The organism is Fibrobacter sp. UWH6 (assembly GCF_900142465.1).
GTDB lineage: Bacteria > Fibrobacterota > Fibrobacteria > Fibrobacterales > Fibrobacteraceae > Fibrobacter.
On sequence record NZ_FRAX01000025.1, the window covers coordinates 1 to 24,879 of the forward strand.

Consider the following 24,879-nt stretch of genomic DNA (forward strand, 5'->3'; position numbering starts at 1 on the left):
GGCTATCGTCCCCAGTTCTACTTCCGCACCACCGACGTTACTGGTACCATCCAGCTGCCGGAAGGTGTCGAAATGGTGACCCCGGGTGACACCGTCACTATCCACACCACTCTGATCGCTCCTGTCGCAATGGAAAAGCAGCTCCGCTTTGCTATCCGTGAAGGTGGCCGTACCGTTGGTGCTGGTTCTGTAACCGAAATCATCAAGTAATCGGATAATATATAATGCCTAGAGAACTCATCACGCTCGAATGCACCGAATGCAATCAGCGCAATTATGACTGCGACAAGAATAAGCGTCTTCATCCTTCTCGCGTAGAATACAAGAAGTACTGCCCGTTCTGCCGCAAGCATACCGTTCACAAGGAAACCAAGTAAGGAAGTCCGAATAGGTCGGTAGCTCAATTGGTAGAGTCACGGTCTCCAAAACCGTTGGTTGGGGGTTCGAGTCCCTCCCGACCTGCTCACTTCCTGGAGTCATTATGCGTAAGATTCAGCAATATATCAAAGAATCCATCCAAGAATTGAAGCAAGTTACTTGGCCCACTTGGGAAGAACTTAAAGGTTCTACCATGGTGGTGATGCTTTTCAGCGTCGTTATGGGTGTATATATTGCTGGGTTAGACGTAGGTCTCTCTTGGATCGTTGACAAGATTATGGGAAGAGGTTAATTATGATGCGTTGGTATGCCATTCACACCTTTTCCGGTCAAGAAAACAACATTAAGAAACGTATCGAGCAGATGATTGAACGCGAAGGCGTTCAAGAAAAGTTCGGTCAGATTATCGTACCGACTCGCGAAGTGGCTTCTACAGTTCGCGGTCGTCGTCACGTTTCTGTCCAGAACATGATGCCGACTTACGTTATTATTGAAATGGTGCTGGACGAGCTCACCCAGCATTTGGTGATGAACATTAATGGCGTCACCCATTTCTTGGGAATGACCCCGACTAAGCGCGTGGCCATTCCTTTAGCACAGAGCGAGGTCGATCGTCTTCTGGGAGTTGATCCTAGTGATTCCGGAGACGTGATCCAAATTCCGTATAAGATTGGCGAAAATGTCCGCATCAAGGAAGGTCCCTTCAAGGACTTTGTGGGCGTCGTAGACGAAATCATGGATGCCAAGATCAAGGTCATGGTAACTGTGTTCGGTCGTTCTACACCTGTTGAACTCGCCTTTAACCAGGTTGAATCCGACAACGCATAACGTACGGTTTTTGAAACGGAGATAATACAGTGGCAAAGAAAATCACAGGTTATATTAAGCTCCAGATTCCCGGTGGTGCAGCTAATCCGGCTCCTCCGGTAGGTCCCGCCCTTGGTCAGAAGGGTGTGAACATTATGGAGTTCTGTAAGCAGTTCAACGCTAAGACTCAGGATGCCAAGGGAATGATCATTCCCGTGGTTATTACCGTCTACGCTGATAAGAGCTTTACCTTCATCACGAAGGTTTCGCCGGTTCCGGCCCTCATCAAGAAGGCTGTCGGCATTGAAAGTGGCTCTGGCGAACCCAACCGTAAGAAAGTTGGCAAGATCACCAAGGCCCAGATCCAGGAAATCGCCCAAAAGAAGATGCCGGATCTAAACACAATCGACCTCGAAGCCGCTATGCGCATGGTTGCTGGTACTGCCCGCTCCATGGGTGTTGAAGTGGTTGACTGAGGCAGGTAATTCACCGTTACGTATCTGACAGGAAAATTTCATGTTCAGAGGAAAAAAATACAAAAAGATTGCTGAATCCATCGAACGTAACAAAGCTTACGGTCTGAATGAAGCAATCGAAATCCTTAAAAAGTCCGAATTGAAGTTCGACCAGACTGTCGAAATCCACTTCAATCTCGGTGTGGACCCAAAACATTCCGACCAAGTGGTTCGTGGCACTGTCGTGCTTCCGCATGGTACCGGTCGTCAGGTTCGCGTTCTCGTTTTCTGCAAGGACAATAACATTGAAGTTGCACAGAACGCTGGCGCTGACTACGCTGGTGGTGCCGACTTGGTTCAGAAGATTCAGGAAGGCTGGCTGGACTTTGACGCCGTCGTTGCTACTCCCGACATGATGCCGGTGATTAGTAAGGTGGCTCGCGTTCTTGGCCCCCGTGGTATGATGCCGTCCCCCAAGGCTGGTACTGTGACCGTTAACGTTGCACAGACCGTCAAGGAACTGAAGGCCGGTAAGATTGTATACCGCGTCGACAAGGGTGCAAACGTTCACGCCCCCGTTGGCAAGCTCTCCTTCAGCCTCGATCAGCTGGTTGAAAATACCAAGGCTGTTATCGACTCTGTTGTCAAGGCTAAGCCGCAATCTTCTAAGGGCACCTATATTAAGAGCCTTACGTTGTCCGCAACTATGGCTCCGGGCATTAAACTTGATATGGCACTGACACGCTAGGAGATACCATGAAAGCTGTAGTTAAAAAACAACAGACTGTGGACGCTCTCGTAGAATCCTTCAAGGGTGCTACCGCTGTCTACCTGCTCAACTATCAAGGCTTGACCGTTGAAAAGGACAATGCCCTTCGCAAGTCCCTCAGCGCTAAGGGCGTGCAGTACAAGGCTGTGAAGAATACTCTTCTCAAGCGCGTGCTCGCTGCTCTCGGTGTAGAAGGTCTCGAAGACCAGCTGACTGGCGCAACTTCCGTCATGGTTGGTTTCGAAGAAGATCCTCTTCTGCCGGCTCGCGAAATTGAAGCATTCCACAAAGCTAACCCCGATTTCTTGATCGCCAAGAGCATTTACCTCGATGGTAAGCCGATGCCTGGCACCGAAGTCGTGAACCTCGCTAAGATTCCGGATCGCAAGGGTATGATCGCAATGATCGTCTCCATCGCTCTCGGACCTGGTTCCACTATCGCTGGTCAGATCAAGACCCTCCAGGAAAAGCTGGAAGAAGCATCGGGCTCCGAAGCAGCACCTGCAGCAGAAGCTGAAGCCGCACCGGAAGCTTAACAACAAACCACAAACCAAAAAATTTAAACGGAATAATCGGAGAAACACATCATGGCAACTGATATCAAGGCATTGGGCGATCAAATCGTTGGTCTTACCCTTCTCGAAGCCAAGGCTTTGGCTGACTACCTCAAGGAAACCCACGGCATTGAAGCCGCTGCTGGTGGCGCCGTAGTTATGGCAGCTGCAGCTGCTCCTGCTGAAGAAGCAAAGACTGAATTCGACGTCATCCTCGTCGAATGCGGTGCTAAGAAGATGGACGTCCTCAAGGCTGTCCGCGCTATCACCGGTCTCGGCCTTAAGGAAGCTAAGGACCTCGTCGAAAAGGCCAACAGCGTCGTTAAGGAAGCTATGCCGAAGGCTGACGCTGAAAAGCTCAAGAAGGAACTGGAAGATCTCGGAGCAAAGGTCGCTCTGAAGTAATGCTTTCACTTCACTGAATCTTTTATACGCCAATCGCCTGCACTTTCGTGCGGGCTTTTGGTGTATTAAGATTTTCTGCTTTTTCTACCGAAAAAAGCCCATGGCAACAAGGTCAAGAAGATAGTCATTCTTAATATTTTTCTACCTTTGGTGCCAACATTTAGCTCTTTACCGGATGAGGTATTTCAAATGACCACGGAGAGAAAGTCATACTCCTCCAACAAATTCCAGTTGGAACTCCCGTACCTGATTGAAGTCCAGAAGGCTTCGTACGAGCAATTCCTCCAGAAGGATATTCCGCAAGAAAAACGTCTCAAGGTTGGCTTGGAACGCGTGTTCCAGGACATTTTCCCAATTACTGACGTCAAGGGTCTCTATTCCCTTAATTACGAAGGTTACTATTTCGGTATCCCGAAATACAGCATCCCCGAGTGCCGCGAACGTGGACTTACCTATTCCATGGAAATGTTCGCCACTCTGTCTTTGCAGATTTTTGAAGAAGACGGCGAAGACCGCAAGCTCAAGGAAGAAGTCAAGAATGACGTTCTGGTTTGCGACCTCCCGATCATGACCGCAAACGGTACGTTCATCGTCAATGGCGCTGAACGCGTTGTCGTTTCTCAGTTGCATCGTTCCTACGGTGTCAGCTTCGACAAGGAAATGCAGATTTCCGGTCGTGACGACTACAAGAGCCGTATTATCCCGCACCGCGGCGCCTGGGTTGAATTCAACACCGAAGGCGACATCCTTTACCTCATTATCGACCGCAAGAAGAAGTTGGCTGCAACCGCCATGCTTCGTTGCATCGGTTTCGAAACCACGCAGGACATCCTGAAGCTCTTCTACAAGAAGACAGACGAAGTCGTTGTTGCAGAAATGGCTGAACAGTACGACGAAAACGGTGTCTGCGCTCTCATCGACCGCATTGTATTTGAAGACGTCATCGACGAAGCTACCGGCGAAATCATCCTCGAAGCAAACACTGTTATCGACGACAAGAAGCTGAGCCGCCTCATCGAAAACCGCGTCGAGAAGATCGTCCTCCTCTCCAAGGAAGAAGACAACCTCCTCATCCACTACACCCTGGCTGCAGACAAGACCAAGTCTCGCGAAGATGCTCTCAAGGCAATCTACTCCGTGACCCACCAGCAGCAGGATGAAGCTCCGGATATGCGCACTGCCGAAATCTACTTCGACAGCCAGTTCATTTCCGATCCTCATAAGTATGACCTTGGTGAAGTCGGTCGTTACCGCCTGAACTCCAAGATTTACAGCAAGGCTGAAATTCGCAGCGTGCTCGCAGAACAGGGCCCGGAATTCAAGATCCCGTCCCTCACCACCATGACCATGAGCAAGGCAGACTTCCTCGCCATCATCGTCTACATGGTTGGTCTCTACAACGGCACCGAAGGTTACGCTCTCGACGATATCGACCACTTGGGCAACCGTCGTACCCGTTCCGTTGGCGAACTTCTTGCTAACCAGATTTCTGTGGGCCTGTCCCGCATGTCCCGTGTGATCCGTGAAAACCTCACTCTCCACGGCGAAGACGAACAGACCACTCCTCGCGAACTGGTGAACACCCGCATGGTGTCTACTGTTGTGCAGGCCTTCTTCGGCTCCAGCCAGCTGTCCCAGTTCATGGACCAGATGAACCCGCTTTCTGAACTTACTCATAAGCGTCGTCTGTCCGCTCTCGGCCCCGGTGGTCTTTCCCGCGAACGCGCAGGCTTCGAAGTCCGTGACGTGCACTACACTCACTACGGCCGTCTCTGCCCGATCGAAACTCCGGAAGGTCCTAACATCGGTCTTATCAACTCTCTCGCATCCTTCGCCGTGGTTAACCACTTCGGCTTCATCGAAACCCCGTACCGTATCGTGGGCCTCGTTGACTTCAAGGATGCCAAGGGCAACATTGTAAAGGTTCCGGAAGCCAAGTGGCACTTCGGTATCTTCAAGGCTTTCGTACACGATCCGCACCTGTTCCTGGAACTCGAACTTTCCAAGAAACAGGCAGACTTTGTTCGTATGAACCTGGACAACACCCAGCGTGACCTGTTCGATGGTTTTGTGAACAAGGTATTCGCTTTCAAGGACACCGAAGGTCAGGTTACTTACTACCGCAACGGTTTCACCGTTGAAAACTTCGAAGGCACTCCCGACTACGAACAGGCTGGCGACGCTGTCGAACAGATCGTTTCTAGCTACATCACCTGCCTCACTGCAGATGAAGAAGACGCCTTCAAGGTTGCTCCGGCTTCTACCGAACTTGACGAAGACAACCGCTTCAAGGGCGACATGGACGGCTACGTCATCGTCCGCGACAAGAGCGAATATGTCCACGTTATGCGTCAGGATTCCTTCGAACCCGAAGACAACGAAACCGAACGTATCGACCTCATGGACGTGGCCCCGATGCAGATCGTGTCTGTGGCTGCAGGTCTTATTCCGTTCCTCGAACATGACGATGCTAACCGTGCCTTGATGGGCTCTAACATGCAGCGTCAGGCTGTGCCTCTGCTCCGTGCAGAAGCTCCCGTTGTGGGCACTGGCCTGGAACGTCGCGCCGCTCTCGACTCGGGTACCGTTGTCCGTGCAAAGCACGACGGTATGGTTACCTTCGTTGACGCACGCAACGTCACTGTTCAGCGCGGTAACATGGTTGACGGTTCCTTCGTTCCGCTGACCGGTCTCGGCGAAGACTATGAATTCCTCGGCAAGGATCCTATCGACGAATACGTTCTCCGTAAGTTCGAACGTTCCAACCAGGATTCCTGCATTAACCAGAAGCCCATCGTCAACGTTGGTGACTTCGTCAAGGCTGGCGACGTGCTGGCTGACGGCGTGTCCACCGACCACGGTGAACTGGCTCTCGGTAAGAACATCCTCATCGGCTTCTTGCCGTGGAATGGTTATAACTACGAAGACGCAGTTATCATTTCCGAAGAATTGGCTATTAAGGACACCTTCACTTCTATCCATATCGAAGAATACGAAATGGAAGTTCGTGAAACCAAGCGTGGTCCTGAAGAACTGACCCGTGAAATTCCTAACGTCGGTGAAGAAGCTCTCCGCAACCTGGACGAAAACGGTGTTGTCCGTGTCGGTGCTGAAGTCACCGCAGACGACATCCTCGTCGGTAAGGTTACCCCGAAGGGCGAAACCGAACTCTCTCCGGAAGAACGTCTCCTCCGCGCCATCTTCGGTGAAAAGGCTGGCGACGTCCGCGATTCTTCTCTGAAGGCTCCTCCGGGAATGAAGGGTATCGTTCTTGAAACCCGCGTCTTCAGCAAGAAGGACAAGGCTGACAAGAACAGCAAGGAAAAGGATCAGGAAACCATTAACGAAATCCGTAGCAACTTCCAGACTCAGATCGACAAGATCAAGGTTGCTTGCTCCGAACACTTGTTCGAACTTCTCGGCGGTAAGGCTGCCGGCAAGGTGATGGACAATGAAACCCATGAACTCCTGATTCGCGAAGGTCAGACCTATACCGAACAGAACCTGGCCGCTATCGACGTGACCAAGGTTTCTCCGGCCTCTACCTTCGTGGTGGGCGATGACGAACTCCAGGAACAGGTCCTGACTCTCGTCCTCGTTGCACGCGACAATCTGGATACCCTTACCCGCACCATGGAAAAGGAAATTGACAAGGTGACTAAGGGCGACGAACTGAAGCCGGGCGTTCTCAAGTCCGTCAAGGTTTACATCGCCAAGAAGCGTTGCCTCTCCATCGGTGACAAGATGGCAGGTCGCCATGGTAACAAGGGTGTTGTGTCCAAGATCGTTCCGGTCGAAGACATGCCGTTCACCGAAGACGGTCGTCCGCTTCAGATCCTTCTGAACCCGCTGGGCGTGCCTTCTCGTATGAACATCGGTCAGGTGCTTGAAGTGCACTTGGGCTGGGCTGCAAAGACTCTCGGCTTCAAGGTGACCACCCCCGTGTTCGACGGTGCCAAGTTCGAAGACATTTGTGAAGAACTGAAGAAGGCCTACGAAAAGAACCCCATCGTTAACTACGAAATGGATCCGGACAACGGCAAGATTATCGGTAAGGCAAAGCTTTACGACGGTAAGACTGGCGAAGCCTTCCTGAACCCCGTGACTATCGGTTACATGTACTACCTGAAGCTGGGCCACTTGGTAGACGACAAGATTCATGCTCGTTCTATCGGTTCCTACGCACTGGTTACTCAGCAGCCTCTTGGCGGTAAGAGCCAGTTCGGTGGTCAGCGCTTCGGTGAAATGGAAGTGTGGGCAATGGAAGCATACGGTGCCGCATACACCTTGCAGGAACTCCTCACCGTCAAGTCTGACGATGTCCAGGGCCGTTCCAAGGTCTATGATGCCATCGTTCATGGCCAGAACACTCCGAAGCCGGGTGTACCTGAATCCTTTAACGTTATGATCCGCGAAGTTCGTTCTTTGGGTCTCAATATTCAGACCAATGGAGATAAGTAAAATGGTCGAAGAAATTGAACGCGACAATTCTGGCGATATTTCGATTCACCTCGCCGCTCCGGAAATGATCCGCAGCTGGTCCCATGGTGAAGTGACCAAGCCGGAAACCATCAACTACCGCTCTTTCAAGCCCGAAAAGGATGGTCTTTTCTGCGAAAAGATCTTCGGACCTGTTAAGAACTGGGAATGTAACTGCGGTAAGTTCAAGCGCATCCGTTATAAGGGTGTGGTTTGCGACCGTTGCGGTGTTGAAGTGACTCACTCCAACGTACGCCGTAAGTACATGGGCCATATCGAATTGGCCATTCCTCTGACTCACACCTGGTTCGTCCGTAACCAGCCCTGTGTTATCGGTGCTCTCCTGAACCTTTCCACCAAGGATCTGGACAACATCATCTACTACGAAAAGTATGTAGTGATCGATCCGGGTACCACCGATCTGGAACCCAACACTCTCATTGACGAAGCTCAGTATCAGGACCTTTCCAACGAAGGTCGTCAGTTCGACGCCAAGATGGGTGCTTCCGCTATTAAGCAGCTCCTCGACCGCGTTGATCTGGCTGCACTTTCTGCTGACCTCCGCGTGCAGGCTCAGTCCAAGTCCAAGACCAAGCAGGATGACGCTCTCAAGCGCCTCAAGGTTGTGGACGCCTTCCTGAAGTCTCAGCGCGAAAGCTTCCGCGACTACTACGAAAATCCGGAAAAGGCAATGAAGCAGGACGCTCAGCAGCCCTGGCTCCGTGGCCTCGCCGAAGCCGTTGCAGAATTCAAGGCTTCCTACGAAGCTTCCCACGAAAACTTCATCGTGGCAGACGCTTACGAAGAATTCCGTGTCAAGTATCCTAACGAAGCTCGTTTGCTCGCAAACCAGCCGTCCTGGATGATTCTTGACGTACTTCCGGTTATTCCGCCCGATCTGCGTCCTCTCGTTCCCCTGGAAGGTGGCCGTTTCGCAACTTCCGACTTGAACGAACTCTATCGTCGCGTGATCAACCGTAACAATCGCTTGAAGAAGCTGATTGATATCCGTGCCCCGAACGTCATTCTCTGCAACGAAAAGCGTATGTTGCAGGAAGCTGTTGACCAGCTGTTCGACAGTGGCCGTCGCACGGCCCGTGCCGGTTCCGCACGTCCCATGAAGAGCCTCGCTGAACTCCTGAAGGGTAAGCAGGGTCGCTTCCGTATGAACCTCCTCGGTAAGCGTGTTGACTACTCCGGCCGTTCTGTTATTGTGGTTGGCCCGGAACTTCGCATGCACCAGTGCGGTCTCCCGAAGCGCATGGCTTTGGAACTTTACAAGCCGTTCATCATCCAGCGCCTGGAAGAAGAAGGTATCGTATATACCCTCAAGTCTGCCAAGAAGTATGTGGACGCAGAACGTCCTGAAGTTTGGGACATTCTCGAACAGATTATCGAAGACCATCCGGTGATGCTGAACCGTGCTCCTACTCTGCACCGTCTCGGTATCCAGGCCTTCTACCCGAAACTCATTGAAGGTAATGCAATTCGCCTCCACCCCCTCGTCTGTACTGCATTTAACGCAGACTTCGACGGTGACCAGATGGCTTGCCACCTTCCGCTGTCTTTCGAAACCCAGTTGGAATGCCGCGTCATCATGCTGTCTTCCAACAACATTCTTCACCCCGCTTCCGGTCAGCCGATTGCTGTGCCGGGCCAGGACATCGTGCTGGGTCTGTACTACCTGACCAAGCCCCGTCCGGGTCGCAAGGGCGAAGGCATGCACTTCTACGATCCGGCTGAAGCCATCCGCGCCTACGAAAACGGCTGCGTCGACCTGAACGCCTACGTATACCTGAAGCTCCCTGCAGGTCGCAAGATCTACATCGGCGCTGTGGAAAAGGATTGCGTCTGCCTCCGCGAAGAAGCTGATGACTTTGGCAATGTTGAAGTCAATGTCAAGGCTGGCGACAAGGTGAAGTTCCTTACCCTCAAGGAAGAAAACGTTATTAAGACCACTGTCGGTCGAATCATCTTCAACGAATTCGTTCCCAACGCCCTGGGCTACGCAAACGAAACCTTCGGTAAGAAGGTTATCGCCAAGTCCATCGATGACCTGTACCGTCGTACCGGCAACCGCGTAACGGTTGACTACCTGGATGACCTGAAGGCCAACGGTTATAAGTGGGCAACTCGCGCCGGTTCCTCTGTGGCTATCGCCGAAATGGTGATCCCCAAGGAAAAGCAGGAAATGCTGGACAAGGCCGCTGACGCAATCTCCAAGATTCGTGGTCTGTACGAAGACGGTGTGATTACCGACGGTGAACGTTACAACCAGACCGTTGACGTTTGGTCCAAGACTACTTCTGACGTTGCTGCCAAGCAGTGGGAACTCCTTTCCGGTGACCGCGATGGCTTCAACCCCGTTTACATGATGGCTGATTCCGGCGCTCGTGGTAGCCGTGAACAGATTAAGCAGCTGTCCGGTATGCGTGGTCTTATGCAGAAGCCGACCAAGTCTCTGGATGGTCGTGAAGTTATTGAAAACCCGATTAAGTCCTGCTTCCGTGAAGGCCTGAACGTGATGGAATACTTCATTTCCTCTCACGGTGCTCGTAAGGGTTTGGCTGATACCGCTATGAAGACCGCTGACGCTGGTTACTTGACCCGCCGTCTGGTTGACGTAGGACAGGACTTGGTGGTTACCGAAGAAGATTGCGGTACTACCAACGGTATCGAAGTTTCTGCATTCAAGGACGGTGACGATACTATCATCGCTCTTGAAGAACGTCTCCTGGGTCGTGCACCCGTGGATGACATCAAGCATCCGGTGACTGGCGAAGTCATCGTCAAGGCTGGCGAACTGGTCACCGAACGTGACCTGGCTAAGATTACCGCTACCGGTCTGGAACACATCAAGATGCGTTCCGTGCTGACCTGCGATTCTCGCACCGGTATCTGCTCCAAGTGCTATGGCCGTATGCTTGCTTCTGGTCGCCCTGTTGACCTGGGCGAAGCCGTGGGTGTGCTCGCAGCACAGTCCATCGGTGAACCGGGTACTCAGCTTACCCTCCGTACCTTCCACGTGGGTGGTGCAGCCTCCCGTCTGACTGTCGAAAGCGACAAGAAGGCTCTGGTTGACGGTCACGTCGAACTGGATATGGTGGAAACCGTTGAAAACGAAGGCCAGAAGATCGTTACCAGCCGTATGGCTGAACTCGTTATCTTTGATAAGACCGGTATTAATAAGGGTCGTTACCAGATTCCTTACGGTTCTATCCTGAAGGTCGAAAATGGCGCTACCGTTACTAAGGGTCAGTCCATGTTCGAATGGGATCCGTATAACAGCCCCATTATCAGTAATGTTGCTGGTAAGGTTGTTCTCACGGATATGGTAGAAAACCGTACATACCGTGCCGAAACCGACGAAGTTACCGGTGTTGAAACCTGGACCGTGATTAGCGATAAGCAGCACGGTAAGAAGGACCTCCACCCGGCAGTTACCATTGTTGATTCTTCCAACACTAAGATTGGTAACTACATGCTCCCTGACGGCGCTATTCTTACCGTCCGTGCAGGTGACAAGGTTAGCGTCGGTCAGACTGTTGCTAAGCTTCCCCGTGCCGCAGGTAAGACCCGCGACATTACCGGTGGTCTTCCCCGCGTGGCAGAACTCTTCGAAGCCCGCGTGCCGAAGTCCAAGGCATTCATCGCACCGATCGACGGTCTGGTGAGCTACGGTGAAGAAGTCCGCAACAATCAGGTTGTGATTATTAAGATGGATGACCAGGAAGTGAAGGTGCTGGTTCCTCGTGGTGTCCATCTGGCGGTTAATGAAGGTGACCGTGTCCGTGCTGGTCAGAAGATCAGCGATGGTAGCGTAGATCCCCATGATATTCTTGATGTCCTTGGACCTGAAGAAGTCCAGCGTCACTTGGTGAACGAAATCCAGGCGGTTTACCGTCTGCAGGGTGTGGCTATCGCAGATAAGCACATCGAATGTATCGTTCGTCAGATGATGCGTAAGGTCAAGATCAAGGATTCTGGAGACTCCGAGTTGCTCCCGGGCGAAGAAATTTCCAAGGCCCGTCTGCGTTCCATCAACGACCAGTTGGTCGCTGTTGGTAAGACTGAGGCGACCTACACGCCGATGCTCCTTGGTATCACGAAGGCATCCTTGGCAACAGACAGCTTCATTTCTGCCTGTTCCTTCCAGGAAACCACTAAGATCCTTACCCGCGCTTCTATCGAAGGTTGCGTGGACCCGCTCATGGGTCTTAAGGAAAACGTGATTATGGGTCGTCTGATTCCGTGCGGTACCGGCGCACGCCACCTCAGGAACGTCGAGGTGCATGATGCCGATGCTCAGCTGGATGTTGCGGCTCGGCCTATGAGTACTCAGATTGATTTTGAGGACGAAACTGACAACGGAATCCAGATGCTGGATAACGAAATCGGTTCTTCCGACGAAGAAGATTCGGAGAATTAATCCTAAGTACTTGAAATAATTGGAAATAAGAACTATATTTGCACTCCAAAATCTAGGAGATTAATAAAGTGCCTACTATTCAACAGCTCGTCCGTAACGGACGTGAACAGATCAGCAACAAGACCGCTTCCGTGGCCTTGAAGTCCTGCCCCCAGAAGCGCGGCGTTTGCACCCGTGTTTATACCAGCACCCCGAAGAAGCCGAACTCCGCTCTTCGTAAGATCGCTCGTGTACGCCTTTCCAACAAGATGGAAGTTACCGCTTACATCCCCGGTGAAGGCCACAACCTCCAGGAACACTCCATCGTGCTCATCCGCGGTGGTCGTGTGAAGGACGTTCCGGGTGTTCGTTACCACATCATCCGCGGCACCCTGGATACCCAGGCTGTCAACGGCCGTCAGAACGGTCGCTCCAAGTATGGTGTTAAGAAGAAAGGCGCCGCTCCGGCCAAGAAGTAAGAGGTAAACTATGTCTAGAAGAAGAAAGGCTCTCCATCGCTCCATCCTCCCGGATCCGCGTTACAAGTCCACTCTCGTTACCGAACTCGTTGGTGTTGTTCTCAAGCAGGGCAAGAAGACCATCGCTGAACAGATCGTTTACACCACCCTCGAAACTCTCGATAAGAAGATCGAAGGTACTGAAACCGCTCTCGAAAAGTTCGAAATGTGCCTCGACAACATCAAGCCGAAGCTGGAAGTTAAGTCCCGCCGTATCGGTGGTGCAAACTACCAGGTTCCGATGGAAGTCGCACCGGACCGTGCCAAGGCTCTCGCTCTCCGCTGGTTGCTCGACGCAGCTCGCAAGCGCACCGAACCGAACATGGCTCAGCGTCTCTCTGCAGAACTCGTTGCTGCAAAGAACGGTGAAGGTAACGCTGTTCGTAAGAAGAACGATACTCACAAGATGGCTGAAGCTAACAAGGCTTTCGCTCACTTCCGTTTCTAATTCTTGCGATAGTAAAGAATATCCTAGAAGAAAAGGTTCCACTGAAAAGTGGAACCTTTTCTTTTGTAGTATCCTAGAGTAGCACGTAAGGTAAGTGTCGCATGTTGCTGGTATCTGATATTTTAACGAGCTCCATTCTATTTTTACTGTTATCCATGCTTTTTTCGGGATGCAGCAAGTCGCCCGAAAGGCGTGCCTACGAGGCTCATGAAAAGTCTGTGGAGAAAGATCGCCTACACAAGTGAGCCTTGTTCCAACAGACGAAGGATGGACTGGATGCTGACTCCACCTACGCCTTGCTGAATAAGGCCTACGAACTCTACAGGTTCAACTTGCCTGAAGATGAAGATCTGGCTTTTAACGATAGCGTGGAATTGCTTGCTCGTCCTTTCTTTGAAAAATGGAAACAGCGCTCTGATTTGACCTGCGCTGCATCTGCTGCCCAGGGGCCCGTTGCAGACGAGTTAAGGGCTATTTACTTGGCTCTGTATAAACCAGGTGAGTGCTCTGACCGAAACGCGCAATTCTCTTTGTACTTTGCAGAACAAGTAGATGTTGTGTACAAAGTAATTCCTGCTGGAGGTTTTGAGGAATTAGAGGCTTACGTTAAAAAGATTGATTGTCATTATGAAAAATGTCCAGTGGCGAGCAATCTGTGTGTTGTAGCGGATTCCTTGAATCTGAATAGACTCTTGATGACCGAGACCGATAAGTATGCTTTGGATGTATTTATGGAGCTTGAGTCTCCCTGGAGTTACGAAAGCAATCTCCTGAAAAAGAAGTTTCTAGGCAACATTATTCCTGTTAGCGACCTGACTCCTAATGGCGTTCCGATGTATGGAAATGAGGGACTACTTAAGGTGACTGGAATATATGTGAATGAAAATAGAGACTTGGCTCTTGTTGAGGGCTATTCTATTACGATGGATAGATTTTACCTACGAAAAGAGAACGGATCCTGGTGCGTAGTAAAAAATGAAATCATTGGATGGTTCTAGGCATGTGTGGTACGTTTTAATTTATCTACATTCTAATTTGTATGACCCGATTTTTTACGATACTACTGCTTGTTGCATGTACGCAGGCTGCAATAGCCCAGGAAGAGGAACCGCATATTTCCAGCGGAATGAAAACTGCTAGTGATTCTTGGTGGCCTGGAGGATTTCATTACGGGTTTAGCTACATAGCAACTGTTGATAATCCGGCAATATTTGATATTGACTTAATCGGAGGCATGGGGTCTTTTGATGATTTGTGGGGCTTTTTAAACAAGAAGCGCGCTTCGGTGGGATTCAGTGCTATTCGCTTTGAATTGAATTTTAAAACAGATCAGATTATTTCGGATGAATTCATTTTCTTCGTGGGGCCTGTTGGAATATTGATGGCAATTGCTGGGAGCGTTCACGAAAAAGCGGCTTTTCCCTTTGGTGTTTTGCTGGAACTTATTTCGGGGAATAACTACTGGAGTCTTACGGACGGTGGGCGTTTTGGTTTGTTTGACTATCACCATGTGGTAAGCTGGTTCTGGAGTGATGAGTGGGGCTATGTAGAGAATGTCGGTTTGCGTTATGTTTATAAAAAAAATGAAAGAAGATCTACATCATACATTGATTTGGGAGCATCCCTCCGCTATACGAATAAAGATTGGGCTGTAGGTTTGTTTGTTCGTTGGGGAGGGACTCAAGTGGGTAAGTGATTTCACCCCCATTTTCTCAACATTTTACTAACTACTAACCACTAACCACTAATCACTTTTTTTATATTATACCCAGTTGAAAATTTTTTCACTCTAACCAAAGGTCAAATAAAATGGCTTCTAAAATTAAGTCCGTTGTTGCCCGCCAGATCCTCGACTCTCGCGGCAATCCCTCTCTCGAAGTTGATGTTACCCTCGAAAACGGTGTGACCGGTCACGCCGCTGTTCCGAGTGGTGCTTCCACCGGTGAACGCGAAGCTTGCGAACTCCGCGACGGTGACAAGAAGACTTACCTCGGCAAGGGCACCCTTACCGCTGTTAAGAACGTCAACACCAAGATCGCTAAGAAGCTCGTCGGCATGGATCCTTCCAAGCAGGTCGAAATCGATGACGCTATGATCGCTCTCGACGGCAACCGCATGCTCAAGAACAAGCTCGGTGCAAACGCTATCCTCGGCGTTTCCATGGCTGTTTGCGTTGCTGCTGCTAACGACGCTAAGATGCCGCTGTACCAGTACATCGCTAAGATGCACGGCACCGAAAAGCTCACTCTCCCCTGCCCGATGTGCAACGTCATCAACGGCGGTGCTCACTCTTCCGCTCCGATCGACTTCCAGGAATTCATGATCGCTCCGGTTGGCGCTAAGACTTTCTCCAAGGGTCTCCAGATGGTGACCGAAATCTTCCACGCTCTTAAGGCTGTCCTTAAGAAGGGTGGTTTCGACACCACCGTTGGTGACGAAGGTGGCTTCGCTCCTGGTGTTTCCATCAAGCCGGCTAAGAACAAGTTCGGTTACGAAATCACTGGCGTTATGACCCTTGAAAAGGCTCTCGACGCTCTGAAGACTGCAACCACCAATGCTGGTTACAAGTTCGGCACCGACATCAAGATCGCTCTTGACGTTGCTTCTTCCGAATTCTGCGACAAGAACACCAAGGCTGGCAAGCCGGAAACCTACACCTTCAAGAAGAGCACCAAGAAGACCCTCAAGTCTGCTGACATGGTCAAGCTCTATGAAAAGCTCATCGACAAGTATTCCATCTTCTCCATCGAAGACGGTCTGGATGAAGCTGACTGGGCAGGTTGGAAGGTCATGACCGACAAGCTCGGTTCCAAGCTCAACCTCGTGGGTGACGACCTGTTCGTTACCAACCCGACCATCTTCGACGAAGGCATCAAGGCTGGCATCGCTAACGCTATCCTCATCAAGGTGAACCAGGTTGGTTCCGTTTCTGAAACCCTCGCTGCTATCAAGCGCGCTCAGAACGAAGGCTATGCTCCGATCGTTTCTCACCGTTCCGGCGAAACCGAAGACACCTTCATTGCTGACCTCGCAGTTGGTACTGCCGCTGGCCAGATCAAGACCGGTTCTCTCTCTCGTACCGACCGCGTCTGCAAGTACAACCGCCTCCTCCGCATCGAAGAAGAACTTGGCAAGAACGCTGTCTATGCCGGTGATCCTCGCAAGGCTGTGAAGGCTGCTGCTCCTAAGGCTGCTTGCAAGAAGGCTTGCGCTAAGAAGGCTGCTAAGAAGTAATTCTTCTCTAGAGCAAAAAGCTTAAAGGAAGTCCCGATGAAAGTCGGGGCTTTCTTTTTTTTTAGTATGATTTTCTTTTATCTGAAATTTTATATATAAAATATTTGCATCCGCCAAAAAAGATTTTGCTTGTTTGCGGGGATGGGCTTACACGGGGGTGGGGGAGTTTCACCAGGATTGTGAGGAGGGAGGTTCCTCCTGGGGGGGGATTGTGAAATTTCCTGTTTACAATGGGGGTTCGCAGGTAGGTCCCGCATACCTTGAATAGGTGAAAGTGTGATGGTTGATTCCTTGGTACCGCTCAAAACGTCCTTGTTTGTAAACTTCCGTAAACTTTGAGTGCCGTGCAGGGCCCGAAATTTCGCTGTTTTGGCCATGGTTGCTGTTGCAAACGCATTTTCGGATTGACTCGGAAACAGATTTTTCTTTAAAAACTATATTACGTGAGAATTTTTTTCACACAAGCTTTTTTAGCTTACTTAAAGAGGACACAAATGATTGGAATGAAATCAATTGCCAGGACGGCGCTTGCGCTTACGGCAACTGGTGCGCTTCTCTCCGGCTGCGGCGACGCATCTTCGGAAGGCGGACTGGCTAGCGGTGCATTGCCTCGTCAGGAAACGCTTTACTTGTCTGGCCAGCAGACTTCTGCTCCGGGTTCTTTCAACCCCCTGGCAGAAAGTTGGGCTGCATCTTGGCCGGTAGGTGGACGCTTTAACCTGATGTATGAACCGCTCATCACTTATAACTCCCTGAACGGTCAGATCGAAGATCTTCTGGGCCACCTGGTCGAAGAACTTTCCAATAATGACAGTATCGTTATTGACTTGAACCCCGCTGCAAAGTGGAGCGATGGCAAGCCGGTGACCTCCACCGACGTGACCTTCATGCTTCTCCGCGGTTCCATCAACTCTGCTGAACAGATTTCTGCAATTCACGTTGATACTTTGAAGAACGGACCTGAAGGTGTGGTTGCCGAACGTCTTTCCTTCATTGTGAACAAGCAGGCTCGTAACAACCCGCTTACCGTTCGTGACTTGCTGCAGGCTACCCGTATCGCTCCGGCTCACATCTTCGAACCCATGATCAAGGAAAAGGGGCTGGACGAAGTGAAGAAGATGCCCATGGATCAGAACCCCGTGGTGTCCGGTCCGTATGCACTCCGCTCTGCAAACGAAACCAAGATTATTCTTGAACGTCGTGACGACTACTGGGGCAACGCCGCTCTCCATAACGGTCAGCTTCCTGCTCCTAAGTACATCGTTCACCCGATTTACAAGAACAACGAACATAACACCATCGCTATGCGCGAAGGTAACCTGGATGCTTCTCAGAGCTTCATTCCTCGTATTAACCGTAAGGCTGCTGCCGGCGTTCATACTTGGTGGGATGAACCTCCTTATTTCCGTCCGGGTGCAATGCCCATGCTCGTCATCAACACCACTAAGGAACCGTTGAACGACAAGCGTTTCCGTCGCGCTCTCGCAACCGCTATTGACTACACTGCTCTCCGTCAGTTCGCAGTCTCCAACTATACTTCCACCCTGAAGGCTGGCCTTATCATGCCCACCGACCTGGAAGGTAAGTACATCGTTGACGAAGACCTGCCCAAGTATGGTGCAAACCTCTCTATTACCGACGATGCTGAACGTCTGAATGCTGTGAAGCAGATGCTCTCCGAAGCTGGCTTCAAGTCTGTGTTCAATGACGATGGTACTCTGGATCATATGGAAAATGCCAAGGGCGAACGTCTGCCGACTTTGTCCATCACTTCCCCTGCCGGTTGGACCGACTGGGAAGCTATGGTCACTATCGCTGTTGACGGTATGCGTAAGGCTGGTATCGATATTCGTGAAGGCTTCGTGGATGGTGGTCAGTACTGGCCGGCTATGGGTCTTGGCAACTTCGACCTGGTTATGCACAAGCCGGTTGCCGACGTGACTCCGTCTCTCCCCTGGAGCCGCTTCAACGAAATCATGTCTTCTCGTGACTGGACCGACCTCGGTGGTTGGGCTGGCGTGAACATCGGCCGTTACAACAAGCCGGGTTCTCCTGAATACCGTCCGGAAGTCGACCAACTTTTGTCTGCAATTCCGCTGATGACTGATTCTACTGAAATCGCAAAGGCTTACCGCGAACTGAACAAGATCTTCATGGAAGATCAGCCGTCCATCCCGCTGGTATACCTGCCGGAACAGTTCTACGAATTCAGCGACCGCGTATGGACCAACTGGCCCACCGCCGCTAATCCGTATGCTCCTGCCCAGCTCCCCTGGGTTGCATCCGGTACCAAGATTCTCTGGAACTTGAAGCTTGCAAAATAAAGGTTAAAAGGAATACAAATGCTTAAACAATATCCTATGCTACGCTATGTCCTGCAGAAGGGGTTCTGGTATCTCCTGACCTTCGTCTTTGCAGTGGCATTGAACTTCGCTTTGCCCCGCGTGGGCGGTAGCGACCCGGTCGACATCATCATGGGTCAGGCCGGTAAGGGTCTTTCTCCGACTGAAGCTCAGAAGAAGAAGGCCGAACTCCTGGTTTCTTTCGGCATGGCCGAACTGGACGAACAGGGCAATCCTGTTTACGAACCGGAAGTTGACGAAAACGGCCAGATGGTCACCAAGAAGGTTGCCAAGCTGGACGAAAACGGTGCTGAAGTTACCGTTACCGTCAAGGACGTAAATGAAGACGGCACTCCGAAGATGGCTGAACGTCAGAAGGTTGACGCTGAAGGTAAGCCCGTATTCGAAGAAAAGCCGGTCCTGGATGCCAAGGGCAAGCAGGTCATGATCAAGGACAAGAAGACCAAGAAGAAGGTAGCCCAGGTCGAAAAGGTGGCTGTCATGGAACAGTACCAGACCGAACATCAGGAAACCGTCATGGTTGACGAAGTCGTTATGAAGACCGAACCCAAGCGTTCCTCCGCTGTTTCTCAGTTCTTCGCTTACATTGGCAACGTGTTCAAGGGTGACCTTGGCAAGTCCTATGCCAACAACACTGAAGTGACCACCATCATCAAGAACGCTCTTCCGTGGACCCTCTTGATCCAGGCTCCCACCATCCTCTTGGGTTGGATCATCGGTAACCTTCTCGGTGCTTTCGCTGCTTACAAGCGCGGCATCTTCGACAAGGTGTTCTTCCCGGTTGCTATGTTCCTGAACGGTGTTCCGTACTTCGTGTTCGGTATGCTTCTCGTGGCTCTCTTCTCTATCACTCTCGGCTGGTTCCCGGCTGTGGGTAACATGAGCCCGGATATTCAGGAATTCACCTTCTCCTGGGCTTGCCTCAAGAGCGTCGGTTGGTACTACATCCTGCCGTTCTTCTCTTGCTTCCCCATCCTTCTTTCCGGTCAGGCTACCGGTATGCGTTCCATGTCCATCTATGAACTTGGTACCGACTACATGAAGTATGCTAAGTGGCTGGGCCTCCGCGAAGGCCGCATCATTAGCTACGTGTTCCGTAACGCTATGCTCCCGCAGCTCACTGGTCTTGCCCAGTCTCTCGGTGCAATGGTGGGCGGTGCTCTCATTACCGAAATGATCTTCTCTTACCCGGGCCTCGGCATGGCTATGCTCGACGCCATTAACAAGCAGGACTACGCTACCATCCAGGGTTGCACCTTGATGATCTCTACCTGCGTTCTCGTTGCAAACTTCGCTGTTGACGTCCTGATCGCAGTCTTCGACCCGCGTGTTAAGGCCGGTCTCCAGATGGGAGGTAAGTAATCATGGGAAAGCTCTTTAGAAACCTTCTCAAGTCTCCGATGTTCGTCGTCGGTATCTCTATCTTCGTTCTCACCCTGTTGATCGCTGTCTTCGGACCGCTGCTCTACAGTGTTGACACTCATGCCCGTGACATCCTGGCTGGCCCCTATGCCGGTTCCAGCTCCGCTCACCTGCTTGGCACCGACCACCTGGGTCGTGACTATGTGTCTCTGTTGATCGAAGGTCTCGGCAACTCCCTCTATGTGGGCTTCCTTGCCGGTATCATTGCTACTACTCTCGGTGTTCTTATTGGTCTGTTTGGCGGTTTCCGCGGCGGCTGGATTGACGAAGTCCTGAACATGTTCACTAACCTGTTCATCGTTATCCCGCAGTTCGTGATTCTCGTGCTCATCAGCTCTGCCTTTAAGGATGGCCGTTCTCTGACTCTTATCGGCGTGGTGATTGGCCTTACCGCTTGGAGCTGGTCTGCTCGTGCCGTTCGTGCACAGGCTTCCTCTCTCCGTAGCCGTGACCATATCTCCCTGGCCCGTATCAACGGTGCTAGCACCCTGACCATCGTGATCAAGCATGTGCTCCCGTACCTGCTTTCCTACGTGTTCATGGTGTTCATCATGCAGGTGGGTTCCGGTATTCTTTCCGAAGCTTCCATTTCTATGATCGGCCTTGGCCCTGTGGATACCACTTCTCTGGGTATCATCCTGAACCAGGCTAAGGATAACGGCGCTCTTGCTGACTCCATCTGGATCGCATTCCTGCCGGCAACTCTGGTCGTTACCTTGACCGTGTTCGCACTTTACCTGATCAATACTTCTATGGAAGGCGTCTTCAACCCGCGTCTCCGCAAGTAAGAGGTAACAATGTCTGAAAATGTATTTGAAGTAGAAAACCTCGGCCTCTATTACTTGGGTCGTTTTGGCGACAAGACCCACGCTGTTACCGACGTGTCCTTCTCCATGAAGAAGGGTGAAATCCTCGGTATCGCTGGTGAATCTGGTTGCGGTAAGTCCACTCTCGTGTCTGGCCTTATGGGCATGTGCATTCCGCCGCTGTACCCCGAAAAGGGTGACGTCCGCGTGAAACACGGCGACAAGATGGAATCCCTCATGAACCGTTCTCTCGAAGACGTGCGCGCCAACGTTTTGGCTCAGCAGGTCTCCATGATTCCTCAGGGTGCATTCAACGCCCTGAACCCGGTTCGTAAGATCAAGGACATCGCTGCCGACGTGATCGCTGCTCACCAGCAGCCCGGCAAGAAGCTGGACCAGAAGGAAATCTACGCTCGTCTCCGTGAACGTTTCGACCTGTTTGGCATGGACACTGACCGCGTTCTGAATTCTTACCCCATCCAGCTGACCGCAGGCGAACGCCAGCGTTCCGTGATCGGTATTTCTACCCTTCTGAACCCCCAGATGGTGATTGCTGACGAACCTACTTCCGCTCTGGACGTTTCTACCCAGAAGGAAGTGATCTCCATGATCTTCGACCTTCTCGATAAGGGTATCTTCAGCACCATGATCTTCATTACCCACGAACTTCCGCTGCTCTATCATGTGGCCGACAATATCGCCATTATGTATGCCGGCGAAATCGTGGAATACGGTACTGCCGAACAGATCGTTAAGGATCCTCGTCACCCGTATACCCAGGCTTTGATGGGCGCTATGCTCTCTACCGAAGCTTCTCAGCGTACCCGCCATCCTGAAGCTATCGAAGGTGCTCCTCCTAGCCTCAAGAACAAGATTGTGGGTTGCCGCTTTGCTCCCCGCTGCAAGAAGGCCTGCCCGGATTGCAAGAAGAACACTCAAGAAATCCGCATTGTCGGCGATCGTCAAGTGAGGTGCGATTATGCTAAGTGATAAGCCCGTTGTATTTTCTGCCAAGCGTATCAGCAAGGACTTCGGTGCCGGTAAGAACCTGAAGACTGCCGTGAAGGATGTTTCCTTCGACATTTATGACGAAGAATTCATCTCTATCGTGGGCGGTTCCGGTTGCGGTAAGTCCGTTCTCGCCAAGATCATGCTTGGTCTGTACGAACCCACTCGCGGTCAGTTCCTCTATCGCGACAAGCCCATCAAGAACCTGAAGGACCACTGGAACGAAGTCCAGTCTGTGTTCCAGGATCCGTTTGGCTGCTTCAACCAGTTCTTTACCATCCGCTCCCAGCTCGAAGACGCTCTGAACATCCTGAAGGATAAGCCCTCCAAGGAAGAAGTCCGTCGTCGCGTTGACGAAGGCCTGATGGCTGTGAACGTCAAGCCCGAAGATATCGAAGGCAAGTATCCCTTCGAACTTTCCGGTGGTCAGATGCAGCGTATGCTCCTCGCCCGTATCTTCGCTCTTCGCCCGAAGGTGTTGATTGCTGACGAAGCTACCTCCATGGTGGACGCCTGCGTTCGTGCAAACATCCTTGACTATCTTCGTAAGTTGAAAGACGAACTGAAGATGACCGTGATCTTCGTGACTCACGATATCGGTCTTGCCAACTACGTTTCCGACCGTATCTTCATCATGAACGAAGGTAAGATCGTGAACCAGGGTACTCCTGCAGAAGTTCTGGACAACACCAGCGAACCGCACACCCTGAAGCTGCTTGACGATATTCCTGAAGTCCACAAGACTGAATGGATCAAGAACAGCAAGCGTTCTAAGAAGGGCTAGTTCCTACTAGAACTTTGAAACGTCCCGGTTCCATGGAAATGGAGCCGGGGCTTTTTTTATCCAGTTTGCGGGACCTGTCTGACGTCCACCCATAAAAAGCATTCCTAATAGGAATAATTTGTTTTCTCTTGAAAACGCAAATGTGGCGAGAGGTTATTACAAACGCTTTTTTTATAAGTATATTGAGCAATATGAGAACGTGTAATCTTGTATTGTCTGTCCTGGGTGCCGGAGCCCTTGCAAGCGCTTTTGCCGGCCCTCTTCTGATTAACCAGCTGGGTTTTACCCCCAATTCCGAAAAGTTGGCCATTGTGCCGGGCAGCGATGCCAACGAACTTGAGGTTCGCGACTTGAACGGAAAGACCGTTTTGACCATGGAAGCCCCTATGGTCTATGACTGGGAATTCAGCGGGGAAGAAGTCCAGACCTATGATTTTTCTGCAGTGAAGACTCCGGGTACCTACCGCCTTTATCGCGGTGGCGAGTATCTGGGTAACCCCATCGTGATCGGCGATCGCGTTTATGAAGAGTTGGCCAAGGGTGCCATCAAGTGGTTCTATTACCAGCGTGCCAGCATGCCTATCGAGGCTCAGTATGGTGGAAAGTGGGTTCGTGCTGCTGGCCATCCTGACGATAAGGTGATTGTTTACGGTACCGATGAACGTACCGCTGCCGGTTACCAGAAGTCCGTGGGCAAGAAGCATCCAAAGGCTGGCAAGAATGTGGTTATCAATTCTTCCAAGGGTTGGTACGATGCCGGTGACTACGGCAAGTATGTGGTGAATTCTGGCATTACCGTGTTCACCTTGCTGCAGCTTTATGAAAATTTCCCCACCTACATGGACTCCCTCACCTGGAACATTCCCCGTGAGTTGAAGAACATGCCCCTGATTCTTGAAGAGGTCAAGTATAATCTGGACTGGATGCTGACCATGCAGGACGAAGACGGCGGCGTGTACCACAAGGTGACTACCTTGATGTTCGGCGGATCCGTGATGCCCGAAAAGGATGGCGCTCCCCGTTATGCCATTATCAAGAACGTGACCGCAACTCTGGACTTTGCCGCAGTGATGGCTCAGGCCAGCGTGGTGTACAAGAAGTTTGACGCCGCTTATGCGGATCAGTGCCTGAAGGCTGCCGAAAAGGCATACGCCTGGGCCAAGAAGAATCCCAAGGCTTTTTACAAGCAGCCTGATGACGTTCAGACTGGTAGCTACGCTCCCGGTGATGAAAACGGCAAGGATGAATTCCGCTGGGCCGCAACTGAACTTTACCGCGCCAAGGTGGTGGCTGGCCAGAAGGACAAGGCTGCAAATGGCTATCTGGCTGACTTGAAGGCTAACAAGTTTACTCCCGATGGCGCCTGGTGGGGCAACGTGAATATGCTTGCCGCTTTCCGCGTGGCCATGGACGGCGCCACTTTCGGTGCTGACTTGAACAAGGCTGCCAAGAAGGTGGTGATGGATGAGGCCAACAACCTCCGTGCCGTGGGCGATACCAGCGGTTACCATCTGCCGGCATTCCCCTGGAGCTGGAACTGGGGCTCCAACAGTGCAATGGCCAACAACGCCATGGTGCTGCTCCACGCCTACTATCTGACTGGCGACAAGAGCTATGTGGATGGCGCCCAGCAGGTTCTGGACTACCTGCTCGGAAAGAACCCCATGGAAATTTCCTATGTGACCGGTTTCGGTTATCGCAGTGCCCGCAATCCTCACCACCGTCCTAGCGAAGGTGACTTTGTAGACGATCCGGTGCCTGGCATGCTGGTGGGTGGCCCGCACCTTGGCAAGCAGGATATTAACCTGGATGGCAAGGAATCCTGGAAGTGCGAAAACTATGCCGCTGCCGACAAGCCGGCCCTGGCCTACATCGACAACCGTTGCAGCTACGCAACCAACGAAGTGGCCATTAACTGGAACGCTCCCCTGGCTTATGTGGCTGGCGCCTTGCAGGCTATTTACTTGAATATTGCTAATACTCCCGCCAAGTAATTTTACTTATTGGTCGCGCGCGGGATAGCGCGAAAACTTTGAAAGGG

20 protein-coding genes, 1 tRNA gene and 1 pseudogene are annotated in these 24,879 nt (G+C 51.5%); all 22 read left to right on the forward strand.

Annotation, left to right across the window (positions count from 1 at the left end):
* Positions 1 to 210, forward strand: a pseudogene (gene tuf, locus BUB73_RS15145) (elongation factor Tu); the annotation flags it as partial.
* Between the two features lie 14 nt (positions 211 to 224).
* Positions 225 to 377 (forward strand): 50S ribosomal protein L33, encoded by a 153-nt coding sequence (gene rpmG, locus BUB73_RS15150; RefSeq protein WP_072801172.1) that lies wholly within the window; start codon positions 225 to 227, stop codon positions 375 to 377.
* Positions 378 to 389: 12 nt separating this feature from the next.
* Positions 390 to 462, forward strand: a tRNA-Trp gene (locus BUB73_RS15155).
* A gap of 19 nt (positions 463 to 481) precedes the next feature.
* Complete coding sequence (gene secE, locus BUB73_RS15160) at positions 482 to 670, forward strand: preprotein translocase subunit SecE (RefSeq protein WP_073161460.1); 189 nt, start codon at positions 482 to 484, stop codon at positions 668 to 670.
* 2 nt (positions 671 to 672) lie between these two features.
* Positions 673 to 1,206, forward strand: a complete 534-nt coding sequence (gene nusG / locus BUB73_RS15165; protein WP_249269456.1) for a transcription termination/antitermination protein NusG — start codon at positions 673 to 675, stop codon at positions 1,204 to 1,206.
* 29 nt (positions 1,207 to 1,235) lie between these two features.
* The gene (gene rplK / locus BUB73_RS15170) at positions 1,236 to 1,661 is read left to right on the forward strand and encodes a 50S ribosomal protein L11 (protein ID WP_073161458.1); all 426 of its coding nucleotides are present in this window, start codon (positions 1,236 to 1,238) and stop codon (positions 1,659 to 1,661) included.
* A 40-nt stretch (positions 1,662 to 1,701) separates the two neighbouring features.
* Complete coding sequence (gene rplA, locus BUB73_RS15175) at positions 1,702 to 2,388, forward strand: 50S ribosomal protein L1 (RefSeq protein WP_073161457.1); 687 nt, start codon at positions 1,702 to 1,704, stop codon at positions 2,386 to 2,388.
* An 8-nt stretch (positions 2,389 to 2,396) separates the two neighbouring features.
* Positions 2,397 to 2,945, forward strand: a complete 549-nt coding sequence (gene rplJ / locus BUB73_RS15180) for a 50S ribosomal protein L10 (protein WP_073161456.1) — start codon at positions 2,397 to 2,399, stop codon at positions 2,943 to 2,945.
* Positions 2,946 to 2,996: 51 nt separating this feature from the next.
* Positions 2,997 to 3,368: a 50S ribosomal protein L7/L12 gene (gene rplL, locus BUB73_RS15185; RefSeq protein WP_073161455.1), complete on the forward strand. Its 372-nt coding sequence runs from the start codon at positions 2,997 to 2,999 to the stop codon at positions 3,366 to 3,368.
* Positions 3,369 to 3,557: 189 nt separating this feature from the next.
* Positions 3,558 to 7,829 carry a DNA-directed RNA polymerase subunit beta gene (rpoB, locus tag BUB73_RS15190; protein WP_073287141.1) on the forward strand — a complete coding sequence of 1,424 codons (4,272 nt, stop codon included), beginning with the start codon at positions 3,558 to 3,560 and terminating at the stop codon, positions 7,827 to 7,829.
* 1 nt (position 7,830) lies between these two features.
* Positions 7,831 to 12,276, forward strand: coding sequence for a DNA-directed RNA polymerase subunit beta' (rpoC, locus tag BUB73_RS15195; protein WP_073161453.1), 4,446 nt, complete (start codon positions 7,831 to 7,833; stop codon positions 12,274 to 12,276).
* Positions 12,277 to 12,344: 68 nt separating this feature from the next.
* Positions 12,345 to 12,734: a 30S ribosomal protein S12 gene (gene rpsL, locus BUB73_RS15200; protein ID WP_072980597.1), complete on the forward strand. Its 390-nt coding sequence runs from the start codon at positions 12,345 to 12,347 to the stop codon at positions 12,732 to 12,734.
* A gap of 10 nt (positions 12,735 to 12,744) precedes the next feature.
* Positions 12,745 to 13,221: a 30S ribosomal protein S7 gene (gene rpsG, locus BUB73_RS15205; RefSeq protein ID WP_073161452.1), complete on the forward strand. Its 477-nt coding sequence runs from the start codon at positions 12,745 to 12,747 to the stop codon at positions 13,219 to 13,221.
* A 248-nt stretch (positions 13,222 to 13,469) separates the two neighbouring features.
* Positions 13,470 to 14,219: a hypothetical protein gene (locus BUB73_RS15210; RefSeq protein WP_073161451.1), complete on the forward strand. Its 750-nt coding sequence runs from the start codon at positions 13,470 to 13,472 to the stop codon at positions 14,217 to 14,219.
* Between the two features lie 128 nt (positions 14,220 to 14,347).
* A complete protein-coding gene (locus tag BUB73_RS15215) occupies positions 14,348 to 14,917 on the forward strand; it encodes a hypothetical protein (protein ID WP_073161450.1) in 570 nt (189 codons plus the stop codon).
* A gap of 113 nt (positions 14,918 to 15,030) precedes the next feature.
* Positions 15,031 to 16,455 carry a phosphopyruvate hydratase gene (eno, locus tag BUB73_RS15220; RefSeq protein WP_073287144.1) on the forward strand — a complete coding sequence of 475 codons (1,425 nt, stop codon included), beginning with the start codon at positions 15,031 to 15,033 and terminating at the stop codon, positions 16,453 to 16,455.
* Positions 16,456 to 16,949: 494 nt separating this feature from the next.
* Positions 16,950 to 18,779 carry an ABC transporter substrate-binding protein gene (locus tag BUB73_RS15225; RefSeq protein WP_073161448.1) on the forward strand — a complete coding sequence of 610 codons (1,830 nt, stop codon included), beginning with the start codon at positions 16,950 to 16,952 and terminating at the stop codon, positions 18,777 to 18,779.
* Between the two features lie 18 nt (positions 18,780 to 18,797).
* A complete protein-coding gene (locus BUB73_RS15230) occupies positions 18,798 to 20,180 on the forward strand; it encodes an ABC transporter permease subunit (protein WP_073161447.1) in 1,383 nt (460 codons plus the stop codon).
* Positions 20,181 to 20,182: 2 nt separating this feature from the next.
* Complete coding sequence (locus BUB73_RS15235) at positions 20,183 to 21,028, forward strand: ABC transporter permease (protein ID WP_073161446.1); 846 nt, start codon at positions 20,183 to 20,185, stop codon at positions 21,026 to 21,028.
* 9 nt (positions 21,029 to 21,037) lie between these two features.
* The gene (locus BUB73_RS15240) at positions 21,038 to 22,036 is read left to right on the forward strand and encodes an ABC transporter ATP-binding protein (protein ID WP_073161445.1); all 999 of its coding nucleotides are present in this window, start codon (positions 21,038 to 21,040) and stop codon (positions 22,034 to 22,036) included.
* Positions 22,026 to 22,838, forward strand: a complete 813-nt coding sequence (locus BUB73_RS15245; protein ID WP_073161444.1) for an ABC transporter ATP-binding protein — start codon at positions 22,026 to 22,028, stop codon at positions 22,836 to 22,838. Before BUB73_RS15240 ends, BUB73_RS15245 begins: the two co-directional genes overlap by 11 nt.
* Before the next feature lie 191 nt (positions 22,839 to 23,029).
* On the forward strand, positions 23,030 to 24,832 hold the full coding sequence (locus BUB73_RS15250; protein ID WP_073161443.1) for a glycoside hydrolase family 9 protein: 1,803 nt from the start codon (positions 23,030 to 23,032) through the stop codon (positions 24,830 to 24,832).
* Positions 24,833 to 24,879 lie beyond the last annotated feature (47 nt).